General features: G+C 67.5%; 23 protein-coding genes. 10 read left to right on the forward strand and 13 right to left on the reverse strand.

Annotation, left to right across the window (positions count from 1 at the left end; all coding sequences use genetic code 11):
- The first annotated feature begins 10 nt into the window (after positions 1–10).
- A complete protein-coding gene (gene hisS, locus KBY81_RS07635; RefSeq protein ID WP_396103669.1) occupies positions 11–1,339 on the forward strand; it encodes a histidine--tRNA ligase in 1,329 nt (442 codons plus the stop codon).
- Between the two features lie 157 nt (positions 1,340–1,496).
- Here hisS and KBY81_RS07640 read toward each other — a convergent pair whose 3' ends face one another.
- The 6 genes from KBY81_RS07640 to KBY81_RS07665 all read right to left on the reverse strand — a co-directional run bounded on the left by KBY81_RS07640 (position 1,497) and on the right by KBY81_RS07665 (position 3,781).
- The gene (locus KBY81_RS07640) at positions 1,497–1,697 is read right to left on the reverse strand and encodes a photosystem II reaction center protein J (RefSeq protein WP_015109703.1); all 201 of its coding nucleotides are present in this window, start codon (positions 1,695–1,697) and stop codon (positions 1,497–1,499) included.
- Positions 1,698–1,715: 18 nt separating this feature from the next.
- Positions 1,716–1,835: a photosystem II reaction center protein L gene (locus KBY81_RS07645; protein WP_015109702.1), complete on the reverse strand. Its 120-nt coding sequence runs from the start codon at positions 1,833–1,835 to the stop codon at positions 1,716–1,718.
- A 7-nt stretch (positions 1,836–1,842) separates the two neighbouring features.
- Complete coding sequence (gene psbF, locus KBY81_RS07650) at positions 1,843–1,980, reverse strand: cytochrome b559 subunit beta (protein ID WP_015109701.1); 138 nt, start codon at positions 1,978–1,980, stop codon at positions 1,843–1,845.
- A complete protein-coding gene (gene psbE / locus KBY81_RS07655; protein ID WP_015109700.1) occupies positions 1,977–2,231 on the reverse strand; it encodes a cytochrome b559 subunit alpha in 255 nt (84 codons plus the stop codon). Before psbE ends, psbF begins: the two co-directional genes overlap by 4 nt.
- 99 nt (positions 2,232–2,330) lie before the next feature.
- Positions 2,331–3,371, reverse strand: a complete 1,041-nt coding sequence (locus tag KBY81_RS07660) for a photosynthesis system II assembly factor Ycf48 (RefSeq protein ID WP_254976138.1) — start codon at positions 3,369–3,371, stop codon at positions 2,331–2,333.
- Positions 3,371–3,781 carry a rubredoxin gene (locus tag KBY81_RS07665; RefSeq protein ID WP_254976140.1) on the reverse strand — a complete coding sequence of 137 codons (411 nt, stop codon included), beginning with the start codon at positions 3,779–3,781 and terminating at the stop codon, positions 3,371–3,373. Before KBY81_RS07665 ends, KBY81_RS07660 begins: the two co-directional genes overlap by 1 nt.
- 143 nt (positions 3,782–3,924) lie before the next feature.
- Here KBY81_RS07665 and ndhC point away from each other — a divergent pair, with 143 nt between their 5' ends.
- Genes ndhC through KBY81_RS07680 form a run of 3 tightly spaced genes read left to right on the forward strand, consistent with a single transcriptional unit; the run spans position 3,925 to position 5,651 of the window.
- Positions 3,925–4,287 (forward strand): photosynthetic/respiratory NAD(P)H-quinone oxidoreductase subunit C, encoded by a 363-nt coding sequence (ndhC, locus tag KBY81_RS07670; protein ID WP_015109697.1) that lies wholly within the window; start codon positions 3,925–3,927, stop codon positions 4,285–4,287.
- 13 nt (positions 4,288–4,300) lie between these two features.
- Positions 4,301–5,056 (forward strand): NADH-quinone oxidoreductase subunit NuoB, encoded by a 756-nt coding sequence (nuoB, locus tag KBY81_RS07675; RefSeq protein WP_254976141.1) that lies wholly within the window; start codon positions 4,301–4,303, stop codon positions 5,054–5,056.
- Complete coding sequence (locus tag KBY81_RS07680) at positions 5,049–5,651, forward strand: NAD(P)H-quinone oxidoreductase subunit J (protein ID WP_106221053.1); 603 nt, start codon at positions 5,049–5,051, stop codon at positions 5,649–5,651. The genes nuoB and KBY81_RS07680 overlap by 8 nt, the downstream gene beginning before the upstream one ends.
- A gap of 6 nt (positions 5,652–5,657) precedes the next feature.
- On the opposite strand, the gene KBY81_RS07685 is transcribed toward KBY81_RS07680, so the two are convergent.
- On the reverse strand, positions 5,658–6,758 hold the full coding sequence (locus tag KBY81_RS07685; protein WP_254976142.1) for a glycoside hydrolase family 99-like domain-containing protein: 1,101 nt from the start codon (positions 6,756–6,758) through the stop codon (positions 5,658–5,660).
- A gap of 220 nt (positions 6,759–6,978) precedes the next feature.
- Here KBY81_RS07685 and KBY81_RS07690 point away from each other — a divergent pair, with 220 nt between their 5' ends.
- Positions 6,979–8,112, forward strand: coding sequence for a rhamnan synthesis F family protein (locus tag KBY81_RS07690; RefSeq protein ID WP_254976150.1), 1,134 nt, complete (start codon positions 6,979–6,981; stop codon positions 8,110–8,112).
- A gap of 19 nt (positions 8,113–8,131) precedes the next feature.
- On the opposite strand, the gene KBY81_RS07695 is transcribed toward KBY81_RS07690, so the two are convergent.
- The 3 genes from KBY81_RS07695 to yvcK all read right to left on the reverse strand — a co-directional run bounded on the left by KBY81_RS07695 (position 8,132) and on the right by yvcK (position 11,951).
- Positions 8,132–8,962, reverse strand: coding sequence for a glycosyltransferase (locus tag KBY81_RS07695; RefSeq protein WP_254976143.1), 831 nt, complete (start codon positions 8,960–8,962; stop codon positions 8,132–8,134).
- 248 nt (positions 8,963–9,210) lie between these two features.
- Positions 9,211–10,257 carry an FkbM family methyltransferase gene (locus KBY81_RS07700; protein ID WP_254976144.1) on the reverse strand — a complete coding sequence of 349 codons (1,047 nt, stop codon included), beginning with the start codon at positions 10,255–10,257 and terminating at the stop codon, positions 9,211–9,213.
- Positions 10,258–10,634: 377 nt separating this feature from the next.
- On the reverse strand, positions 10,635–11,951 hold the full coding sequence (gene yvcK / locus KBY81_RS07705) for a gluconeogenesis factor YvcK family protein (RefSeq protein ID WP_106221047.1): 1,317 nt from the start codon (positions 11,949–11,951) through the stop codon (positions 10,635–10,637).
- 272 nt (positions 11,952–12,223) lie between these two features.
- Between yvcK and KBY81_RS07710 the strand changes: the two genes are divergently transcribed.
- Together KBY81_RS07710 and KBY81_RS07715 are read left to right on the forward strand one after the other, a co-directional pair.
- Positions 12,224–12,982, forward strand: a complete 759-nt coding sequence (locus KBY81_RS07710; protein ID WP_254974118.1) for an ABC transporter ATP-binding protein — start codon at positions 12,224–12,226, stop codon at positions 12,980–12,982.
- 4 nt (positions 12,983–12,986) lie between these two features.
- Positions 12,987–14,009, forward strand: a complete 1,023-nt coding sequence (locus KBY81_RS07715; protein ID WP_106221043.1) for an MlaD family protein — start codon at positions 12,987–12,989, stop codon at positions 14,007–14,009.
- Here the strand turns inward: KBY81_RS07715 and bchD are convergent.
- The 3 genes from bchD to KBY81_RS07730 form a co-directional block, all read right to left on the reverse strand.
- On the reverse strand, positions 13,996–16,107 hold the full coding sequence (gene bchD / locus KBY81_RS07720; protein WP_254976145.1) for a magnesium chelatase ATPase subunit D: 2,112 nt from the start codon (positions 16,105–16,107) through the stop codon (positions 13,996–13,998). The genes KBY81_RS07715 and bchD overlap by 14 nt on opposite strands.
- 65 nt (positions 16,108–16,172) lie before the next feature.
- Positions 16,173–16,997, reverse strand: a complete 825-nt coding sequence (locus KBY81_RS07725; RefSeq protein WP_254974073.1) for a cytochrome c biogenesis CcdA family protein — start codon at positions 16,995–16,997, stop codon at positions 16,173–16,175.
- Complete coding sequence (locus KBY81_RS07730) at positions 16,994–17,578, reverse strand: thioredoxin family protein (protein WP_254976146.1); 585 nt, start codon at positions 17,576–17,578, stop codon at positions 16,994–16,996. The genes KBY81_RS07725 and KBY81_RS07730 overlap by 4 nt, the downstream gene beginning before the upstream one ends.
- Before the next feature lie 45 nt (positions 17,579–17,623).
- Between KBY81_RS07730 and folK the strand changes: the two genes are divergently transcribed.
- The 3 genes from folK to KBY81_RS07745 form a co-directional block, all read left to right on the forward strand.
- A complete protein-coding gene (gene folK / locus KBY81_RS07735) occupies positions 17,624–18,229 on the forward strand; it encodes a 2-amino-4-hydroxy-6-hydroxymethyldihydropteridine diphosphokinase (protein WP_254976148.1) in 606 nt (201 codons plus the stop codon).
- A gap of 54 nt (positions 18,230–18,283) precedes the next feature.
- Entirely contained in the window at positions 18,284–18,844 is a 561-nt protein-coding gene (locus KBY81_RS07740; RefSeq protein ID WP_106221033.1) for an NUDIX hydrolase, read from the forward strand.
- Positions 18,844–19,643: deoxyribodipyrimidine photo-lyase (locus KBY81_RS07745; RefSeq protein ID WP_254976149.1), on the forward strand; the 800-nt coding region annotated here is incomplete at its 3' end. The genes KBY81_RS07740 and KBY81_RS07745, both read left to right, overlap by 1 nt.

Raw genomic sequence — 19,643 nt, forward strand, 5'->3', positions numbered from 1 at the left:
TTCGGGCACAATGGGGCGCTCGCCGATCCGCACCGTCTTGAAACCGCTCCAGAGCCTGCGGGGCATGGTCGACCTGCTGCCCGGTCAGACCCCCTTCTGGCAGCGGATCGAGGCCACCGCCAGGGAGCACTTCCGCCGGGCCGCCGTCGAGGAGATCCGCACGCCCCTGCTCGAGGTGACGGAGCTGTTCGCCCGGGGCATCGGTGAGGCCACCGACGTGGTGGGCAAGGAGATGTACAGCTTCGAGGACCGCGGCGCCCGCAGCTGCACCCTGCGGCCCGAGGGCACCGCCTCGGTGGTGCGGGCCGCGATCCAGCATGGCCTGGTGGCCCAGGGACCCCAGCGGCTCTGGTATGGCGGGCCGATGTTCCGCTACGAGCGGCCCCAGGCCGGCCGGCAGCGCCAGTTCCACCAGATCGGCCTGGAGTTCCTCGGCCACGCCGATCCCCGCAGCGACGTCGAGGCCATCGCCATCGCCTGGGATCTGCTGATGGACCTGGGGGTGGGCGGCCTGTCCCTGGAGCTCAATTCCCTGGGGAGTCCCGAGGACCGGCAGCGCTACCGGGCCGAACTGGTGGCCTGGCTGGAGGCCCATCGGGAGCGTCTGGATCCCGATTCCCAGAACCGGATCACCACCAACCCCCTGCGGGTGCTCGATTCCAAGAACCCCGACACCCAGGCGCTGCTGGCCGGAGCCCCCACCCTGGCCGATGCCCTCAGCGGCGAGAGCCATGGGCGCTTTCTGCGGGTGCGCCAGGGTCTGGAGGCCCTCGCCATCCCGTTCGAGCTCAACCCGCGCCTGGTGCGGGGCCTCGACTACTACGGCCACACCGCCTTCGAGATCACCAGCAGCCAGCTGGGGGCCCAGGCGACCGTGTGTGGCGGTGGGCGCTACGACGGCCTGGTGGAGCAGCTGGGCGGCCCCCCCACGCCCGCCATCGGCTGGGCCCTGGGCATGGAGCGGCTGGTGCTGCTGCTCAGCCAGGCCATGGAGGCGGGCACCCAGGCTCCGGTGACGGCCGCCCAGCCTGACCTCTACCTGGTGAACCGGGGGGCCCTGGGCGAGGCCTGCGCCCTGGAGCTCGCCCGTCGCTGCCGCCAGCGCCCCGGGGCGCCCCTGGCGGTGCAGCTGGATCTCAGCGGCGCCGGCTTCGACAAGCAGCTCAAGCGGGCCCGCAGGAGCGGCGCCCGCTGGGCCCTGGTGCTGGGCGACGAGGAGGCCGGGGCCGATCAGGTGCGGCTGCTGCCCCTGGATGCCGAGGCTGGATCAGGGGATCGGGTGCTGAGCCGGGAGGCGTTCCTGGCGCTGCCGTCGGAGGAGCTGCGGCGCCAGGGCTGAACCGAGGCGCGGTTGCCCGAGGCCAGCCCATGGCTGGCAACCCATGGTGGACAAACGGCGTCAAGGAAAGAGCCAACAAAAAAGCGGATCTCTGGAGATCCGCTGAATGTGTCCGACTGAATGGGTCAGTTGGGACCGTGCTTTGGCCAGCGACCGATCAGGCCGAACCGACACCCACGTAGGAGCCGTAGAAGAACAGGCCGACCACGAAGATCACGGCCATGCCACCGGCGGTGGCGACCATCCAGAGCGGCAGGACCCCTTCGGTCCACCGGCTCTTCCAGGCCACGGCCGGGCGGCCGTCGGGAAGGCGGTCGGGGATCCGGCCGTCAGGAAGTGAGGATTTCTTGCCGCTCATGGATGGGGTGCCTCCCGATCAGTTGAAGAAGTAGCTGGAGAAGAGGATGCCGATGACGAACACGAACAGCAGCCCGAGATAGAGGCTCGTGCGGTTCAGCTCGACCGGCAGGTTGTTGGGGTTGGGATTGCGCTGCATGGATGTCTCAGCGACGGACGAACTGCATGGCCGCCAAGGCACCCAGGAAGAAGACCGTGGGGATGCCGAGGGCGTGGACGGAAAGCCAGCGCACCGTGAAGATCGGGTAATTGCGCGGCGTGGTGGGGGCGGTGGACTGGGTCATGGTTCCTGGAGGCGCAGATCAAGGCTGCTCTTGCCCTCGTAACGCTGGCTCACGACGGGAGCCTTGGTTTCCTGGGCCTGGAAGTAGGCATCCGGACGGGGCGTGCCGAAGGCGTCGTAGGCCAGGCCGGTGGACACGAACAGGAAGCCCGCCAGGAAGATGGCCGGCAGGGTCACCGCATGGATGACCCAGTAGCGGATGCTTGTGATGATCTCGAAGAACGGGCGTTCCCCTGTGGAGCCGGCAGCCATAGCAACAAGCGTTCAGCCCGGCAATCCTAGGGGTCGGCCAGCGGCTGGCGGGAGCGGGTCGGGGGGTTGGTTACAGAGGGATGCAGTTGCCCCCCGCCCTCAGCCCACCCAGCGCAGCAGCACACCCCGCTCTCCCAGGACGAAGCCCTTGCCATCGGCGGCGAAGACGATCCGGGAGAAGTTGGTGGGTTGCTCGCTGCCCACCGGATCCCGCTGCCAGCTGGCGCCGGCATCGTTGCTCACGAGCAGGGTGCCGTTGCCACCGCCGGTCCAGACGGCGCCGCGGGGATCCCAGGCCATGTCGAGGTAGCCGTAGCCGTTGGTGATCGGGATCACGGGCTTGCTCCAGTCGCCGCTTTCGGTGCTTTCGGCGGTGCTCGGGTCGCCGTCGAAGCGCAGCTGGGCGCCCCGGGCCACCATCCAGAGGTGGCCGTCGGGCTGGAAGCCCATCGACTGCAGCCGCTGGCTGCTGACCCGCTGGTGCACCTGCCAGGCGGGCAGGCCGGGTTCCCAGGTGGCGAAGAAGTTGCCCAGGCTGCTGACGCTGACGTAGTCGCCGCCGGCGCTGCGGCGCAGGTCGCGGATGGCGCCGGCGGCATCGCCCACCAGGGCCTGCCAGCTGGAGCCGGCATCGGTGGTGCGGTACACCGCGCCGACGTTGGTGGCCAGCTCGGCGGTCTTCGGCCCCAGGGCCGTCACCAGGTAGGGCTCGCCGGGCAGCTTGGTGTCGAGCAGCAGCCGGCTCCAGCTGCTGCCGGCGTCGTCGCTGTGCAGCAGGAGGCCGGGCTGGCCCACGATCCAGCCCTCAGGCCCGTTGAAGTCGATGCTGATCAGCCGGAAATTCTCCTCCTCCGGCAGGTCCAGGGCCCGCTCCTGCCAGCTGGCACCGCCGTCGTCGGTTTCCATGATCAGCCGGTTGCTGCCCACCAGGAAGCCGTGGTCGGCGCTGCTGAAGGCCACGTCGAGGGGGTTGGAGCGGGTGTCCAGGGGAACCGCCTGCCAGGGGCTGGCGGCGGCGGTGGGCAGTCCGGTGGTGACGCAGCCCGTGAGGCCGAGGGCGAGCACGAGGGACAGGGCCAGGCTGAGCAGGGGCCGCAGCGGGCGAAGGATGGCCGGCAGGGCGGGGAGGGGCGCAGGCATCAACGCAGGGAATAGAGGGAGAGGAAGAAAGCGAAGGCCAGGGCGAACCCCCCGAAGATCAGCACGTTCTTCTGGCCGGGGGTGAGGCGGTTCACCCCCAGGCCGAAGTTGAGGTTCTCCTCGAAGCCACTGGGCTTGTTGCGGGGGCCGATGTCCTTGAAGGCTCCCACCCGGCTGCGGCAGACCGGGCAGCGGAACCCGACCGGGTCGAGATCGAGAAAGGAGGTGCCGGCCGCGATCCCCAGTTTCTTCACCCCCTCGGCCGGGTCGTACACGAAGCCGCAGCTGCGGCACTCGAAGCGGTGGCTGGAGGGGTCCTCGGCGACGGGTTCGGCCGCCCCGCCGAGGGTGCCGGCGGCCCCGCTGGGGAGCTCTTCGGTGGATGTCTCCGTCGGCGGTTCCGTGCTCATCCCGTGCCTGGCCATACCAGGGGACTCTATCGAGGGCGACCCCGGGCCCAGCGGCCCCTCCCGGCGGCCGGCCGGGCCGGTCGTCCCGGCGACCGCCGCCCCCGGAGGCAGGTGGCAGAATGCGCGCCAGGTTGGGTCTGCCGATGTTCGTGCTCTCCGGCTACGACGCCTTTCTGGGCTTCCTGCTGATTTCGGCGGCGGTTCCTGTGCTGGCGCTGGTGGCCAACAAGCTGCTGGCTCCCAAGAGCCGCCAGGGGGAGCGACAGCTCACCTATGAATCGGGCATGGAACCGATCGGCGGGGCCTGGATCCAGTTCAACATCCGCTACTACATGTTCGCCCTGGTCTTCGTCATCTTCGATGTCGAGACCGTCTTCCTCTATCCCTGGGCGGTGGCCTTCCACCGACTCGGGCTGCTGGCCTTCATCGAGGCTCTGATCTTCATCTCCATCCTGGTGCTGGCCCTGGCGTACGCCTGGCGCAAGGGCGCCCTCGAGTGGAGCTGAGCACCTCCCCACCATGACCCTCACACCCCCTGCCGGCTCCCTTTCCGTCGATGCCCTGCGCGATCTGCGCGAGGCCAGCTGCGGTCCCGTGGGCGCCCCCGGCGTCACCGCCGACCTCTCCGAGAACATCATTCTCACCAGCCTCGACGATCTCCACAACTGGGCCCGGCTCAGCAGCCTCTGGCCGCTGCTCTACGGCACGGCCTGCTGCTTCATCGAGTTCGCGGCCCTGATCGGCTCCCGCTTCGACTTCGACCGCTTCGGTCTGGTGCCCCGCTCCAGCCCCCGCCAGGCCGATCTGCTGATCGTGGCCGGCACGGTGACCATGAAGATGGCGCCGGCCCTGGTGCGGCTCTACGAGCAGATGCCGGAGCCCAAGTACGTGATCGCCATGGGGGCCTGCACCATCACCGGCGGCATGTTCTCCGCCGACTCCACCACGGCGGTGCGCGGCGTCGACAAGCTGATTCCCGTCGACCTCTATCTGCCCGGCTGCCCGCCCCGTCCGGAAGCGATCTTCGATGCGGTGATCAAGCTGCGCAAGAAGGTGGGCAACGAAGCCTTGGCCGAGCGCGGCAACCTGCGTCCCACCCACCGCTACTGCACGATCCCCCACCAGATGAAACGGATCGACCCGATCGTCACCGGGGCCTACCTGCGGGCGGAAACCCAGCAGGCCGCCCTGGCCGCCGCCGCCGGTCTGCCGATGGGCGCCGCCGCTGACAGCGCTACCGCCTCCGCCCCCACCGCCCCCACCACCGATGCCTGAGGAGTCCCCCGTCACCCCTGGTGCCGCGGACGGCACGGCCTCCGAAGCCAGTGCCCTGCAGGCCGCTGCCCCTGGGCCCGTGGCCACGTGGCTGAGCGGCCAGGGTTTTGATGCCGTCAGCCTCGGCCCGGACCACTCGGGCGTCGAGATGCTGGGGGTGGAGCCCGCCGCTCTGCCCCTGGTGGCCACGGCCCTGAAGGCGGCCGGCTACGACTACCTCCAGTGCCAGGGGGGCTACGACGAGGGCCCGGGGGGCCGGCTGGTGAGCTTCTATCACCTGGTCAAGCTGGCGTCGATGGTCGATCAGTTTTCGGCCATGGCCGATGGCCACGGCCCCCTGCCGGCCGAGGCGCGTCCCGAGGAAGTGCGACTCAAGGTGTTCCTCCCCCGGGACGGTGCCCTGTCGATCCCCAGCCTCTATGGCCTGTTCCGCGGGGCCGACTGGCAGGAGCGCGAGACCTTCGACATGTTCGGCATCGCCTACGAGGGCCATCCCCATCCCAAGCGCCTGCTGATGCCGGAGGACTGGAAGGGCTATCCGCTGCGCAAGGATTACGTGCAGCCTGATTTCTATGAGATGCAGGATGCCTATTGATGGCGCCTATGGGAGACCTGAGCCGCTGAGGGCGGCGAGCGTTTCCTGCAGATAGCGGCTACCCCAGCGTTGATCGGGTTCGAGGTGGTTGCCTTCGGCCCACTCGTTCCAGGCGTTGATAAACACGATCGGTTCAGGCAGACCGCAGGCCGGGAGGCGTGCCAGGGTCTGCCTGAGCCAGTGGCCGTACCGCTCCGGCGTTGCATCCTGGAGGATGATGCCCCCCCAGCGTCGCCGGGCGGTGTTGTCCCAGGACGGGGTGACACAGGGGAAGCGGGGATAGGGGGGGACAGGCCTGGAAAGGGCCGCCTGACTGACCTTGTCGTAATCGACGACCCGGTGGATGCTTTTCCCCGGTGACTCCTTCTTGATCAAGCCCTTGACCCTTTCCCGCAGACTGGGGGTCTGGTGCGGGAGAGAGCCGAGCATCGGCCAGCAGGGCTGAAACTCCACCGCGGCATCAAAGCCGAAGTCCTGAGGGTTCCTGATCTCAGTCTCCTTCGATTCAACGGAAACGAGATAGAGATCTCCCAGGCCATGGTCATGGGCGATGGATCGCCAGATCTCTGCCGTTCGGGCCGGATGGGGCAGGGCGCTGGTGCGATAGACGAGAAACAGAGGTTTACCTGCGATCCTGATGTAGCGAGGATCCCTGAAGGCCGTCAACAGGGACAACAGGTGCTCGCGGTCGTCCTGTTCGCTGTAGATCTGCTCCAGAAGAATCTCATCATCGGATCCGTCCCAGCGCCGGGTCCAGTTTTCATTGGCCCAGCAGACACAGAAGGGAAAGTCCGGTTCACCGGAAGCCAGAACGTCTTCGAACGGCCGCTGCAGCACGCGCCGACCGTTGAACCAGTAGTGGTAGTAGCAGAAACCATACAGGCCGAAAGATTGCGCCAGCTCTGCCTGGGCCTGGCGGACTTCCGGCAGCCTCAGGTCGTAAAAGCCCAGATCGGCGGGCAGGTGCGGCTGGTAATGCCGGGGGTACAGCGGCCTTGCCCTGGTGACATTTCGCCATTCCGTGAATCCCTTACCCCACCACGCATCATTCTCAGGAATCGGGTGATATTGGGGAAGATAGAAGGCAATGGCCTTGGGTAGGGACACGGGGATGTCGCTATTCACTTAGAGATCAAATCCTAGCCTTGTGATGCTGCCTGGGTAGATCGTTCGAATGGGAAAGACTCCGAAAGTGGTTTAGGCTGTCTTCAGCAGGAGAGGCGGAGTGCTACCCGAGTGGAAATCCCACCTTGATGAGTGTCTTTCGAGAGGCCTCTCATCCTATCTTCATCTTAATTCTTCTGAGCCCTATTCCTTGCCTACCCTGATGCCGAGATGGGAGGCACTGGAGTTATCGGATCATCCCAGACCCCTGGATGAGCTTGTTTCCTCTGGATGTGAGTCAGTTGATGTTAGTCCACGAAGGCGTGCTCTGGCTGTCATTCATGCATTTTATCCCGACCGCCTCAAGCCTCTTCTGGTACGTTTGGCGGCTGCCAATTGTTTTTCTGGCATAGTCGTCACAACCGATACGGCCGAGAAGGCGGCAGGCATTGAGGCCTGGCGGCACGAGCTTGTACTTGGAGGCGCTCAGTTTGTCGTTGAGGTGGTCGAGAACCGAGGTCGTGATGTGCTTCCTTTCTGGAAGATGCTGCAGCGCCATGGGTCAGGTTATGATCTATTCCTGAAGCTGCATCTCAAGCGAAGCCCGGTCTGGGACGAGCAATGGCAGCACGCTCTTGGCGATCATGATGGTGATGCAGGATGGGCATGGACGGAGGATATCTGCCGCTGTCTGATCCCATCCTCACGGCAGGACTATCTGCGGATGGAGAGGTGGATGACCGAAGAAGACATTGGAGCCATCTATCCAAGGCCTTTCATTGGAGTTCGGCATGCAGGGTGGGGAAGCCATAGGAATCTTCTTCAGGCTTCCGATCTGCTTCAATCCGCTGGGATCAGCGATCATTATCTGCTTTTGCCCCTGATCTTTCCGGCTGGAAATATGTTCTGGGGGGTCGTCAACCGCTTTCTGCCTTTTGCTGCGATCTCGTTGAATGAGGCCTTCTATCCTGAGGAACCCCTGGCCGATGATGGAACCCCGCTTCACGCGATGGAACGGAGCTACTCTGCCCTGCTGGCATCGCAGTCATCCAAAGTCGGCGTGCTTTTCCCCGTGAAAACTGGTGATTCCGGATCATGCCCATTGGGGTTGAAGTTCGACTTTAATCATCCATTTCTGGAGGATCGGCTTAGGCATCCGCAACCTGCGAGCGACGCCTCGAGCCCTTCCCAGACTATCTGGATTTATCTGCTTCATCTCAAGGAGGTGATGCAGAAGAGTTCAAGGGGAGATCGGCTCCGCAGGGAGCTGGAGATAGCGCAAGCCGCACTGGCTGCAGGCAGCCAGCCTCTGGCTTTCCGGCTTGTTCGGCGTGTCCTTCGGAAGCTGAAGCTGTGAGCCAGCTCTCCCAGATGGTTCAGTGGGCCAGGATTTGCTGCCCGAGCCTGGCAAAGCGTCTGTAGAGGGGGAACATCACCCTGTTGGCTTGTCGTAGCAGGTGGCCTTGGAAGGGGCGCTGGGTCACGGCCGCTACGGGCTCAAACTGAAGCGGGTGAAGCATGAAGATTGTCCGAAATCCAAAATAGCGAAGGATGTTCCTCGCCCGGTCCCTCTCAAAGGCATGGTCCCGTTCGGTGCTCGACCGGCCCTTGCCACTGAAGAATGCGATAATGATGGGAATATGTTGAAATTGATGATGCGATAGCAATCGTAGATTGTAGTCCCAGTCAGCCAGTAGCTCGTACTTGATGTTGTATTCCAGCTGTAGCGACTGCAATGCACTTCGTCTGTAAAAAAGGGCTTGGTGGCAGATGTTTTCTCGGCACAGTCGATTGAGGTCAAACACGCCACCCAGAAGAAAGCCATCACTTTCTCCGGCCCACGCGTCTCCATAGACCACGTCAGCTTTGGAGTCTGAAAGCCGATGTTCCATGCATTGAAGCACATCTGACTGGTAAAGTCTGTCATCTGAGCCCAAGATGTAGATCCATTCGCCCGCGGCTATCTTGATGCCGAGGTTGATCGCTTGATAGATGCTACTTCCAGGATAGATCACTGCTGACGCTGGAATCTTGTTGCTGGCCAGCGTGGCGAGTGAAAAGTCCACCGTCCCATCGGCCGAGCCTCCGTCGGAGATGATGACCTCAATCGTTGTGAGATTCTGTTCAATGATAGAGTTCATCGCTCGTGAAATGACTCCCTTGCAGTTCAAGGTGGGGATCACGATAGAGATCGTAGTTTTGCTCATTCGGATCCTGCTCTCGCCGCCGTGATCATGAGGTTCGTGAAAGTCTAGTGCACAATCTAACTACAGGTAACTTGTATGCCGTTGCTGTCGCTGTTGTTGGCTTTGGACTTCACCATCGAGCAGGAGCCTAGAGAGTGCGGATCACAGGTTGGGAGGACCAGCGCCTTCAGGCAGGATGATCATTCCTTTTTCTTGGAGCCGAGGCTGATTCTTTTCAGCCGTTCGGGGAATTGGCAACTCAAGGAGATTCAGCCATCTCGCTTGCCTGGTTTCAATAATCGTTTGAGGCCAATGTAGATCTTGATTGGGCGATCAAGTTCGCCAAGTCGTTTCTCCAGATAGTCGATTCTTTGCTTTGCTTTTTCCTGAGTGTGTTCAAGTTGCCTGTTCTGCTCCTTGAGCTGTTGAAGTTGCAGGCATGCATGATCCAGTCTCTTTGACAACAGGCCGACCTTTTTCCAGGTGCTTATGCCGGCAGGCGATTCCGAAGCGAAGCTCCTTTCATCAACCCATGCGCCTTCAAGAAGCAGGGGCGGTCGTTCGCTCACGTTGCAGTCAAGATCCAGGGGGTGAGGAAGCAGCGGCTGGTGAGTGCTGCCGTTCTGATGTTGGATTAAGCGATCTCGCCTCAGAAAAGTGAGCTCGATGACACGCGGAATCACTAGGTCTGAGCCTTCAATCGTCACCTCTCCGCAGCAGTTGTTGGGATGGGCATGGACGCAGATGTGGGTGTTGTCGAGCCTCCTCAGGAGTGGGCCAAGTTCATGTTCAAACTCTACTGGGTTGTTGGCCGAATCAAGCCCGTGGAGTTCAATGACGATGATCCTGAAGCGGCTCAGTGTACTCTGCTTGCACGCTAGCAGGTTTCTGTATTCCGCGCCCTCAATGTCCATCTGGAGCAGCAGATCATCTTTGTGATCAGGGCATTGGCCCTCGACCCATTCGTCCAGGGTGATGCTGTCTTCCCTGTCATCAATATCAAGCCATTTCTTTGTGAAAGTCTGCATCGGTTCGATCAGCGGCGTCTCTAGGGACTTGATGTCGCTGGAGTAATCGCAGAGATGGCAGGTGATTCCATGACTGGTTGTCAGTTCGTCTTCGAAGTTCTTCGTATTGTTCACGCCTGGAGAGAAGCAGGCTTTTATGTCTGCCAGATCATTCGGGATCAGATAGGCGCCATCCCTGTCTCCCCCCATCCTGATGAGTGGATATGGTGAAGGCTTTGGCTTCATGATCATGAGATCGTTGAGGCGGCCGGCAAGGGCATCAACGTCGGGGTGCTCTGATGCGTACATGTCCAGCCTCAAGCCAACAGGATGAATCTAGCGGTAGCCGACCGTGCCTCCTGTTCAAAGCTCCGGCAGCCGGCAGAGCCCTTGGAGCTGATCCCGTCAAGCAAGACTTTCTTATGGATTTGAGGATGTTGGCCAGCATTGATGAGCTTCTCTTTGTTTCAGCGTTGAACATCCTTTTTTACTACCGGTGATTTTGCTTAAAATCACCTAAGCTGCGCTTCCGTGGGCTAGGTCCTCGGGTAGGTTTCCTGCCCTATTTAAACGTGCTCAGATGAACCCATACCCGGTCCGTACCGGTGGATCTGACAGACGGTTAAGCCATACCTCTTCCTGACCTGTGGCGACCGGCAGATTAGGGGGCGGGACTCACCACCGCTTCAATCCCTTCTGTGCTTCCGATAGAAGCGGATCACTTCCTTGGCCACGCTGCGGGGTTCATGGCGCAGGGTGGCGCTGGGGCGGGCCCCCTGCAGTGGCGCCAGGATCACTTCGTAGCCCTGCTCCCGCAGCACGGAGGCCTCGCAGGTCACCGGTTCGGCGCCCCGCAGCCGGTAGATGTCGAGAAGGCTGGAGTCATCCAGGTCCTCCTGGGCCAGCACGGCCGTGAACAGGCGCTGCTCCACCCCCAGGCTCGCCAGCTGGGCTTCGATCGCCCGCAGGTGGCCGCCCACGTCCAGGCCGTCGGTTTCGCCGGGCTGGGTCATGAGATTGCAGATGTACAGCCGCGGCGCCTTGCTGGCGCTGATGGCGCTCACCAGCTCCGGCACCAGCAGGTTGGGCAGCAGGGAGGTGTAGAGGCTCCCCGGTCCCAGCACGATCAGTTCCGCGTTGGCGATCGCCTCCAGGGCCCGCGGCAGGGCCGGCGGACGCTCCGGGGTGCAGCCCAGGCGCACGATCGGGCAGGGGGCGTGGCCGATCTGGGATTCCCCCTCGATCCGCTCGCCGTTCTCCAGCTCCGCCCACAGGCGCACGTCGGCGTTGGTGGCGGGCACCACCTGCCCCTGCACCGCCAGCACCCGGCTGCTGGCGATGATCGCCGATTCCAGACTGCCGGTGATCGCCGTCAGGGCGCTCAGGAACAGGTTGCCGAAGCTGTGGCCCTCCAGGCCGCTGCCCGCCTTGAAGCGGTACTGGAACAGGCGGGTCAGGAGGGGCTCCTCCCGCGCCAGGGCCGCCAGGCAGTTGCGGATGTCGCCGGGAGGCTGCACCCCCAGCTCCCGCCGCAGCACGCCGCTGCTGCCGCCGTCGTCGGCCACCGTGACGATGGCGGTGAGGTTGCTGCTGTAGCGCTTCAGGCCGCTCAGCAGGGTGGCCAGTCCGGTGCCGCCACCGATGGCCACGATGGTGGGGCCCCGGTTCAGGCGCCGCTGGGCGAGCAGGGCATCCACCAGCAGGGTGTCCTTCTCCGGGGCCAGGGCCTGCTGGATGGCGCCGAAGCTGCGGCTCTGGCCCAGCCAGATCATGGCGGCGCCGATCAGCAGCACCAGCGGGCCGGTGATCCCCCGGGGCATCACCTGGGTGAGGCGGTTGAGGCCCCACCGGATCGTCTCCAGGGTCCAGTAGATCGGCTGCAGGTCGGCCCACACCGCCGCCCCCAGCAGGGCGATCACCAGGCCCAGGCCCGAGGTGATCATCCAGCGCTTCACCACCAGCCCCGGCTGCAGCCAGCGGGCCGCCCGCCGCGAGCGGCTCATCAGGTCCTGCTGACGCAGGTCGCCGCGGCCCACCCAGCGGGGGCGCCCCGGGCGGGAGCCGCCCCGGCGCCGACGGGCGTTCGCAGCGGGGCCTCGAACCGTCAAGGGCAGGGCGTGGCGACGCGGCACAGACCAACGGAACTGTACGGATGAAAAGCCCGTCCTGAACCGGCAGGATGGGAGCCGGGCCCCAGGGGCCCCCTCGCCGTGGTTCCTTGGCCTCCAGTCAACTCGCGCTGAAAGTTCCCCCGGCCATCCCACCGGTGGCCCAGATGGAGAACCTCAGCATGCGCTGGGGACCCAACATGGTCCTCGACCGCGTCGACCTCAGCCTCACGCCGGGCGAGCGCCTCGTCGTGGTGGGACCCTCGGGCTCCGGCAAATCCACCCTGCTGCGCCTGCTGGCGGGGCTGCAGCTGCCCACCTCCGGCCTGCTGCGCATCCACGGCGAACCCCAGACCTACCTGCGCCTGGACCAGCGCCACCCCCCGGACGTGCGCCTGGTCTTCCAGAACCCCGCCCTGCTGGCCTCGCTGTCCGTGCGCGAGAACGTCGGCTTCCTGCTTTACCGCTTCAGCCGCCTGGGGGAGCGGGAGATCGCCGAGCGGGTGGACCAGGCCCTGCACGCCGTGGGGCTGGCGGGCATCGCCGACCGCATGCCGGGGGAGCTCAGCGGCGGCATGCAGAAGCGGGTGAGCTTCGCCCGTGCCCTGATCGACGACCCCACCCTGGCCTCGGCCCGCACCCCCCTGCTCCTCTTCGACGAGCCCACCGCCGGCCTCGACCCGGTGGCCTGCACCCGCATCGAGGACCTGATCGTGCGCACCTCCCGCATCGTGCACGCCTCCACCCTGGTGGTCAGCCATGTGATGAGCACGATCGACCGCTGCGCCGAACGCGTCGCCCTCCTCTACGACGGCCGCTTCCGCTGGGTCGGCACGGTGGAGGACTTCCGGGTCAGCACCAATCCCTATGTGGTGCAGTTTCGGAGCGGTAGTCTGCACGGACCGATGCAGCCGGCCGAGAACTGAGCCCATGCGCCGGAGTGTCCGTGAAGCCCTGGTTGGATTTTCCCTGCTGGCCGCCATCGCCAGTGGCCTGGGTCTGTGGTTCTGGCTGCGGGGGATCTCCCTGAGAGGCAACACCTGGACGATCCGCGCCAGCTTCGCCGATGCCGCCGGTCTGGCCGACCGTTCGCCGGTCACCTTCCGCGGCGTGCTGGTGGGCAGCGTGCGCCGGGTCACCGTCACCGACGCGGCCGTGGTGGCCGACCTGGAGATCACCGACCCGCGCCTGCGGCTGGCCCGCCCCCTGGTGGCCCGGGTCGGCAATGCCTCCCTGCTCGGGGGCGACGCCCAGGTGTCCCTGCTGGTGGGAGGTCCCCCCCTGCCGGCCAGCCTGCCGGGGCCACGGGAGCGGGGCTGCAACAACACCCGCATGGTCTGCAATGGCGGCCAGGTGAAGGGAATCGCGGCGGCCAGCCTCGACACGGTCACCGAAACGGTCCAGGGTCTGCTCGACCAGGCCGAGAAGGAACAGCTCGTTCAGCAGATGGTGGCGGCCACCGCCGCCTTCTCCAAGACCGCCAAGGAGACCGAACTGCTCACCAAGAGTGGCCAGGTCTTCCTGCGGGACGCCCAGGTGCTGGTCAACCAGCTGAACCGTTCGGTGGGCAAGGTGGACCCGATCCTGAGCAACCTCAACCTGGCCAGCGCCGATGCCGCCCGGGCCAGCAAGCACGTGGGCAACCTGGCGGCGGCATTGGACAACCCGAAGACCGTGGCCGATCTGCAGGCCACGCTCACCAACGCCAAGCAGCTCACCGACCGCTGGTCGGCCGTCGGCGGCGACGTGAGCAAGCTCACGGGGGATCCCAAGTTCCTCGACGGCATCCGCAGCGTCTCGATCGGCCTGGGCCGGTTCTTCGAAGAGCTCTACCCCGCCGAGGTGGATGCGGCGCGCGACCGCAAGGCCCGCCAGGACGCCCGCCAGCAGGAGGCCAGGGCCGCCCGCCAGGCCGCCCAGGACCGGCTGGCTCCCACGGTCAGAAACCGTTGATCGCCTCCAGGGCGATGGCGGCGATGGCCTGGTCGCTCGCCTTGGGCAGCTGCACGTAGCGGCCGCCGGCCGCCTCGGCCAGCACCTTGCCCATGCCGCTGCTGATGAACTTGCGTTCCGTGTCGATCACCAGCAGCCGCAGACCCAGGCTCTGGTAGCGGCTGGCCACCTGGCGCAGTTCCGCCTTGAGGTCCACCGGTTCCTCCCCCTCCAGCACCGGCTGGCCCAGGGAGCGGCTCAGGGGCACGTTGCCGCGGCCATCGGTGATGGCCACCACCACCACCTGGCCCAGGTCGCCGGTGGCCAGGGCGTTCGCCCCCACCCGGGCCGCCTGGGCAAGGCCGTGGGCCAGGGGTGAGCCGCCGCCGCAGGGCATCGATTCCAGCCGCCGGCGGGCGGCGGTGATCGAGCGGGTGGGTGGCAGCAGCACCTCGGCCTGCTCGCCGCGGAAGGTGATCAGGGCCACCTCATCGCGGTTTTCGTAGGCCTCGGTGAGCAGGCGGATCACGGCCCCCTTGGCGCTCTGCATCCTGTTCAGGGCCATCGAGCCGCTGGCATCCACCAGGAAGATCACCAGGGCGCCGGCCTTGCGCTGCAGCTGCTTGGCCCGCAGGTCCCCCTCCTCCACGATCACCTTGCGGTGCGGCTCCCGGGCGCGGCGGGCCTTCTGGTAAGGCGCGGCGGCCCGCAGGGTGGCGTCGATGGCGATGCGGCGCACGGGGCCCCGGGGCAGCATCGGCTTGACGTAGCGGCCGCGGCTGTCGCTGAACACCACCGCCCGGCTGCCGCTGCCGCCGCTCCTGGCCTTCGCCGAAGCGAACACCAGCAGGTCGGGGTCGATGGCGGTGGCCTCGGGATCCAGGAGGAATTCCTCGGGGATCTGGGGCGGGGCCTGGTCCTCCGGGCTGTCGTCCTCGTCCTCCTCGTCCTGATCCTCGGGCTCCTCGTTCTCCGGCTCCTGCTCGGGCGGTTCCGGGTCCTCGGGGGGCTGCTCCCCCTGGGGCGGTGGCGGTGGCGGCGGCTCCATGGGCTGGTCGGGATTCTGGGGCGGCAGCTGCAGGGCCCGCGGGGCGATCACCAGGCGCACCGCCACCTGCAGATCGTCCGCGTCCACCCGGTCGCGGCCGGAGAGGGCCGCATGGGCCCGGGCCACCCGCACCGCGTAGAGCTCGGCCCGGTGGCCCTCGACGCCGCCGCGGATGGCTTCGGTGACCAGGTAGCGGATCTGCTCCCGGTCGATGGTCACGTCCGGCAGCCACTGGCGGGCCAGCAGCAGCTGGGTGGCCAGGGCCTCGGTTTCCTCCTGCCAGCGGGCGCCGAAGGCGCTGCTGGAGGCGCCGTGGTCGAGGGCCGAGCGGGTGATCGCCACCCGCTGGTCGGTGTCGAGCAGCTGGTTGGCCGACAGGGCGATGGCGAAACGGTCGAGCAGGTGGTCGCGCACCGCCCCCTCCTCCGGGTTGTAGGTGGCGATCAGCAGGCAGCGGCAGGGGTGGGACAGGCTCAGCCCCTCCCGTTCGATGCGGTTCTCGCCGGAGCCCACCGCCGCCAGCAGCAGGTTGGTGATGCCGTCATCGAGCAGGTTGAGCTCGTCGACGTAGAGCACCCCCCGGTGGGCCTCCGCCAGCAGTCCGGGCTGGAACACCGGCGCCCCGGCGGTCAGGGAGGCGGCCACGTCCACCGAGCCGATCAGCCGGTCTTCGGTGACGCCGAGGGGCACCTGGATGAACGGGGCAGGAATCACCCGGGTGGGCAGCAGGGCCTCCGGATCGGCGCCGCTGGGATCGCCGCCCAGCTCGGTGATGCGCTGCCGGGTGGGGCCGTCCCACTCGTCGGGCCGGGAGGGATCCGCCTGCCGCAGCCCCGGACCATCGGCCAGATCGATCACGTCGATCGGCGGCAGCAGGGCATGGAGCCCCCGGGCCAGCACCGACTTGCCGGTGCCGCGCCCGCCGGCGATCACCACCCCGCCCAGGCCGGGGTCCACCGCCGCCAGCAGCAGGGCCAGCTTCAGGGTGCCGTGGCCGGTGATGGCGGCCAGCGGAAAGCTGCCGGTGGGGGCGGCACCGGCGGGCGCGGCAGGGGACCCGCTGACGACCATGGGGCAGTGGCTGGGTGGGATGGCCAGTCTCGCCGACCGGGTGGCGGCGGGGCCATGGCCGTCGTCTATCCGTTCCGCCAGCTCCAGATCAGCCCCTGAAGCACATAGAACCCCCCCGCCGCCAGCAGCACCAGCGCACTGAGCCGCGTGAGGGTGGCGCCATGGCGCAGCAGCTTCCGGGAGGCCCCCATCAGACCGGCCCAGAGGCTGGTGGCCGCGATCAGGGCCGTGTACCCGAGGGCGTAGCTCACCATCGTGACCACCGACAGCAGACCGGAGCCGGTGCCGGCGGCAGCGGCCAGCACCGAGAACAGCACGGGGCTGGCACAGGGGGAACTCACCAGGGCGAAGCCCATTCCCACGAGGAACGGCCCTCCCGATGGGGGCAGTGCCGGCAGGCGGGGCAGCCGCAGCGGCAGCCATCCCCCCAGATGGAGCCCCATCAGCAGGATCACCAGACCCACCCCGAGGTGGACAGGGCCGCGGTGGTCCACCACCACCGCCGAGGCGAACGAGGCGACCAGGCCGAACAGACTCAGCACCAGAACGGTCCCGGCCACGAAGCCGGCCACCCTGACCACGGCCTGGCCTCGGCTGAGCGGCCCGAGGGTGCCGATGTAGCCGAGGTTCAACGGCAGCATCGCCAGCACGCAGGGCGACACGCTCGCCAGCAGCCCACCGAGGAACGCGGCCATCGGAACCAGCAGCGGTGGGGGCGAAGGCCAGGCCTCGAACCGTTCGGCGTAGGCCTGCGACGCGGCCAGGATCGCCTGATCCAGCTGGGCCCCGATCCGCGGCAGGCCCTCCAGCGCCAGTGCCGCCGCCAGGGACGCCGCGGCCAGGACCACCAGCAACGCCGGTCCGGTGCGGTTCAGGGGGGACCGGATCATCGCCGGATCATCGACTGGGCCTTGCCGATGGCGGCGACGTAGGCGCCCGCATCCGTGCTGGCCCGGAAGGTCTGCACGCTGGTGCCGCTGCGGGGGTCGATGACGGCCACCAGGGAGGTCTGGCTGCGGTTGGCTTCCAGGAACGCGCCAAGCCCGAGCGACCTGGCCCGTTCGCGGGAGGCCTTCAACGTGGCGGCATCGGACACGTCGAAGGTCACGAACGTGGCTTTGCCGGCCTGACTCTTCGCGAGGGAGCGCAGCGTCGGCGCGATCGTGCGGCAGGCGGGGCACCAGCTGGCATAGATATCCACCACCACCGGGCGGCCCTGCAGCGACGGGGCGAGGGCCCCGGCCGGCTTCTGGGCCAGCCACGCCCCAGCTCCGTCCACCGGAAGCGGTGCGCTGAGGGACGCCGGTCCAGCCAGGCCGCCGGGCAGCGGGTTGGCGAGGGAGAGCAGCAGCACGGACAGGGGGAAGGACATCGGGGCGGCGTCGATGGACGCCTCAAGTACCGCCGGCCCCTTCCGGTGGATTGCCGCAGCGCCGCCCCGCCGCCGGCCGTTGGCCAGGATGGCTCCCACCGGCCCGGAAGGGTCTTGCTGGCGAAGGCCCGAGGGCGACGGTCGATGGTCCACTCCCCTGCCGATCCCCTCTCCGTCAGCCTGGCCATCGCCCTCGGAGCCAACCTCGGCGACCCCGTCGCCACCTTCACGGCCGTGCGGCCGCAGCTGGAGGCGGAGCTGGCCGCCTGGGCCGTGGTGCCCCTGCAGCTGAGCTGGTCGCCCCGGTTCCGCACCCAGCCGGTGGGGGGGCCGCCGGGACAGCCCCCGTACCTCAACGCCGTCCTGCTGGCGCGGCTCGCAGCGGCCTCACTGCCGGGGGAGCGATGGCCTGATCCCCCCCGGTTGCTGGCGCGGCTGCTGCAGCTGGAGGCGGCGTTCGGCCGGGAGCGCCGCGAGCGCTGGGGACCCCGCCGTCTCGATCTCGACCTGCTCTGGTGCGGGCCCTTCACCTGCGGCAGCCCGGAGCTGGAGCTGCCCCATCCGCGCCTGGGGGAGCGGGCCTTCGTGCTCGCCCCCCTGGCGGCCATCGACCCGGACCTGCCCCTTCCCGTGGCGCCCACCGGCACCCCCCTCACGGCCTCCGCAGGGCTGGCGGCCCTGCCGCGGGCCGCCCTGGAGCCGCCGCCCCTGGTACTGCCGGGGGAGCCGGGCTGGCCGGAAGGCCTCTGATACCGCGCCCAGCGGCCCCCGCCCGTCACACTGGGGGCCCCGATGGCCTGCCCCATGGCTCCCCTGCCGCCCCCCGAGCCCTGCACCCATCTGGAAACCACCGCCGCCCTCCAGGCCCGCAAGGTGCGCTTCGAGCTCAACCGGGTGGTGCTGCCGATCGGCATTGAGGGCACCTACGGCGTGATCCGCCATCCGGGGGCGTCCCTGGCGGTGCCCGTGCTCGAGGACGGCCGGGTGGTGATCCTGCGCCAGTACCGCTTCGCCGTGGCCGGCCGGCTGCTGGAGTTCCCGGCCGGAACCCTGGAGGAGGGGGAGGAGCCCCTGGGCTCGATGCGGCGGGAGCTGGAGGAGGAGACCGGCTACAGCGCCAGCCGCTGGGACCCCCTCGGCGCCATGCACCCCTGCCCCGGCTACTCCGACGAGGTGATCCACCTGTTCCTGGCCCGCGATCTCACCCTGCTGCAGGACCGCCCCCCCGGTGACGACGACGAGGACATGGAGGTGCTGCTGCTGGAGCCGGCCCAGCTGGATGCGCTCCTGGCCAGCGGCGACGAGGCCCTGGACGGCAAGACCGTGACCGCCTGGTACCGCGCCCGCCAGCTGCTGGGATCCTGATGGCCCCGGAGCGCTGGCTGTTCTGGCATCGCCGCGACCTGCGCCTGGCCGACAACCTGGGCCTGGCGGCGGCGGCCGCCGCCACCCCGGCGGTCACCGGCCTCTACGTGCTTGATCCGGCGATCGTCTCAGGCCCGCTGATGGCTCCGGCCCGGGCCTGGTTTCTGAGCGAGAGCCTGCGGGAGCTGGCGGCCCGCTGGCGGGCGGCGGGCAGCCGGCTGCTGATCCTGCAGGGCGATCCGGCGGTCCTGGTGGCCCAGGCGGCCCGGGCGACGGGGGCCGCGGTGGTGGCCTGGAACCGGGAGGTGGAGCCCTACGGCCGCGAGCGCGACCGGCAGGTGGCGGCGGCGCTGCGCGCCCAGGACACCCGGGTGCTGGTGGACTGGGACCAGCTGCTGGTGGCCCCGGAGGCGATCCGCACCGGCGCCGGGGAGCCCTATCGGGTCTACGGCCCCTTCCTGCGCAACTGGCGTGGCCAGGTGGAGGGCCGGGCCGCCCTCGGCGCCGGATCCGCCGGCGGCCTGGAGCCGGTGGCGGCGCCGGGCGGTCTGCTGGATCTCGAGCCCAGCGCCCTGCCGGCGGAGCGGGCGCCCCTGTGGCAGGCCCTGCCCATGCTGGACGCTGTGCCCAGTGCCGAGGAACTCGGTTTCCCCTTCAGCGGCGCCGATCTCTGCCCCTGCCGTCCCGGGGAGGCGGCCGCCATGGCGCAGCTGCAGGCCTTCGCCGACGGCGGCGTCAACGGCGGTCCCCTGGCCGCCTACGAGCCGGGCCGCAACCTGCCGGGTGAGGCCGGCGCCTC

It is taken from the genome of Cyanobium sp. Lug-B, from assembly GCF_024345635.1.
In the GTDB taxonomy this organism is placed as follows: Bacteria; Cyanobacteriota; Cyanobacteriia; order PCC-6307; family Cyanobiaceae; genus Cyanobium; species Cyanobium minutissimum.

Bases quoted from the DNA above. Each gene is read 5' to 3' on its own strand.
- hisS (WP_396103669.1), top strand. From the start codon at position 11: ATGGGGCGCTCGCCGATCCGCACCGTCTTGAAACCGCTCCAGAGCCTG.
- KBY81_RS07640 (WP_015109703.1), bottom strand. From the start codon at position 1,697: ATGAGCGGCAAGAAATCCTCACTTCCTGACGGCCGGATCCCCGACCGC.
- KBY81_RS07645 (WP_015109702.1), bottom strand. From the start codon at position 1,835: ATGCAGCGCAATCCCAACCCCAACAACCTGCCGGTCGAGCTGAACCGC.
- psbF (WP_015109701.1), bottom strand. From the start codon at position 1,980: ATGACCCAGTCCACCGCCCCCACCACGCCGCGCAATTACCCGATCTTC.
- psbE (WP_015109700.1), bottom strand. From the start codon at position 2,231: ATGGCTGCCGGCTCCACAGGGGAACGCCCGTTCTTCGAGATCATCACA.
- KBY81_RS07660 (WP_254976138.1), bottom strand. From the start codon at position 3,371: ATGCCTGCGCCCCTCCCCGCCCTGCCGGCCATCCTTCGCCCGCTGCGG.
- KBY81_RS07665 (WP_254976140.1), bottom strand. From the start codon at position 3,781: ATGAGCACGGAACCGCCGACGGAGACATCCACCGAAGAGCTCCCCAGC.
- ndhC (WP_015109697.1), top strand. From the start codon at position 3,925: ATGTTCGTGCTCTCCGGCTACGACGCCTTTCTGGGCTTCCTGCTGATT.
- nuoB (WP_254976141.1), top strand. From the start codon at position 4,301: ATGACCCTCACACCCCCTGCCGGCTCCCTTTCCGTCGATGCCCTGCGC.
- KBY81_RS07680 (WP_106221053.1), top strand. From the start codon at position 5,049: ATGCCTGAGGAGTCCCCCGTCACCCCTGGTGCCGCGGACGGCACGGCC.
- KBY81_RS07690 (WP_254976150.1), top strand. From the start codon at position 6,979: ATGCCGAGATGGGAGGCACTGGAGTTATCGGATCATCCCAGACCCCTG.
- KBY81_RS07695 (WP_254976143.1), bottom strand. From the start codon at position 8,962: ATGAGCAAAACTACGATCTCTATCGTGATCCCCACCTTGAACTGCAAG.
- KBY81_RS07700 (WP_254976144.1), bottom strand. From the start codon at position 10,257: ATGTACGCATCAGAGCACCCCGACGTTGATGCCCTTGCCGGCCGCCTC.
- yvcK (WP_106221047.1), bottom strand. From the start codon at position 11,951: ATGAGCCGCTCGCGGCGGGCGGCCCGCTGGCTGCAGCCGGGGCTGGTG.
- KBY81_RS07710 (WP_254974118.1), top strand. From the start codon at position 12,224: ATGGAGAACCTCAGCATGCGCTGGGGACCCAACATGGTCCTCGACCGC.
- KBY81_RS07715 (WP_106221043.1), top strand. From the start codon at position 12,987: ATGCGCCGGAGTGTCCGTGAAGCCCTGGTTGGATTTTCCCTGCTGGCC.
- bchD (WP_254976145.1), bottom strand. From the start codon at position 16,107: ATGGTCGTCAGCGGGTCCCCTGCCGCGCCCGCCGGTGCCGCCCCCACC.
- KBY81_RS07725 (WP_254974073.1), bottom strand. From the start codon at position 16,997: ATGATCCGGTCCCCCCTGAACCGCACCGGACCGGCGTTGCTGGTGGTC.
- folK (WP_254976148.1), top strand. From the start codon at position 17,624: ATGGTCCACTCCCCTGCCGATCCCCTCTCCGTCAGCCTGGCCATCGCC.
- KBY81_RS07740 (WP_106221033.1), top strand. From the start codon at position 18,284: ATGGCTCCCCTGCCGCCCCCCGAGCCCTGCACCCATCTGGAAACCACC.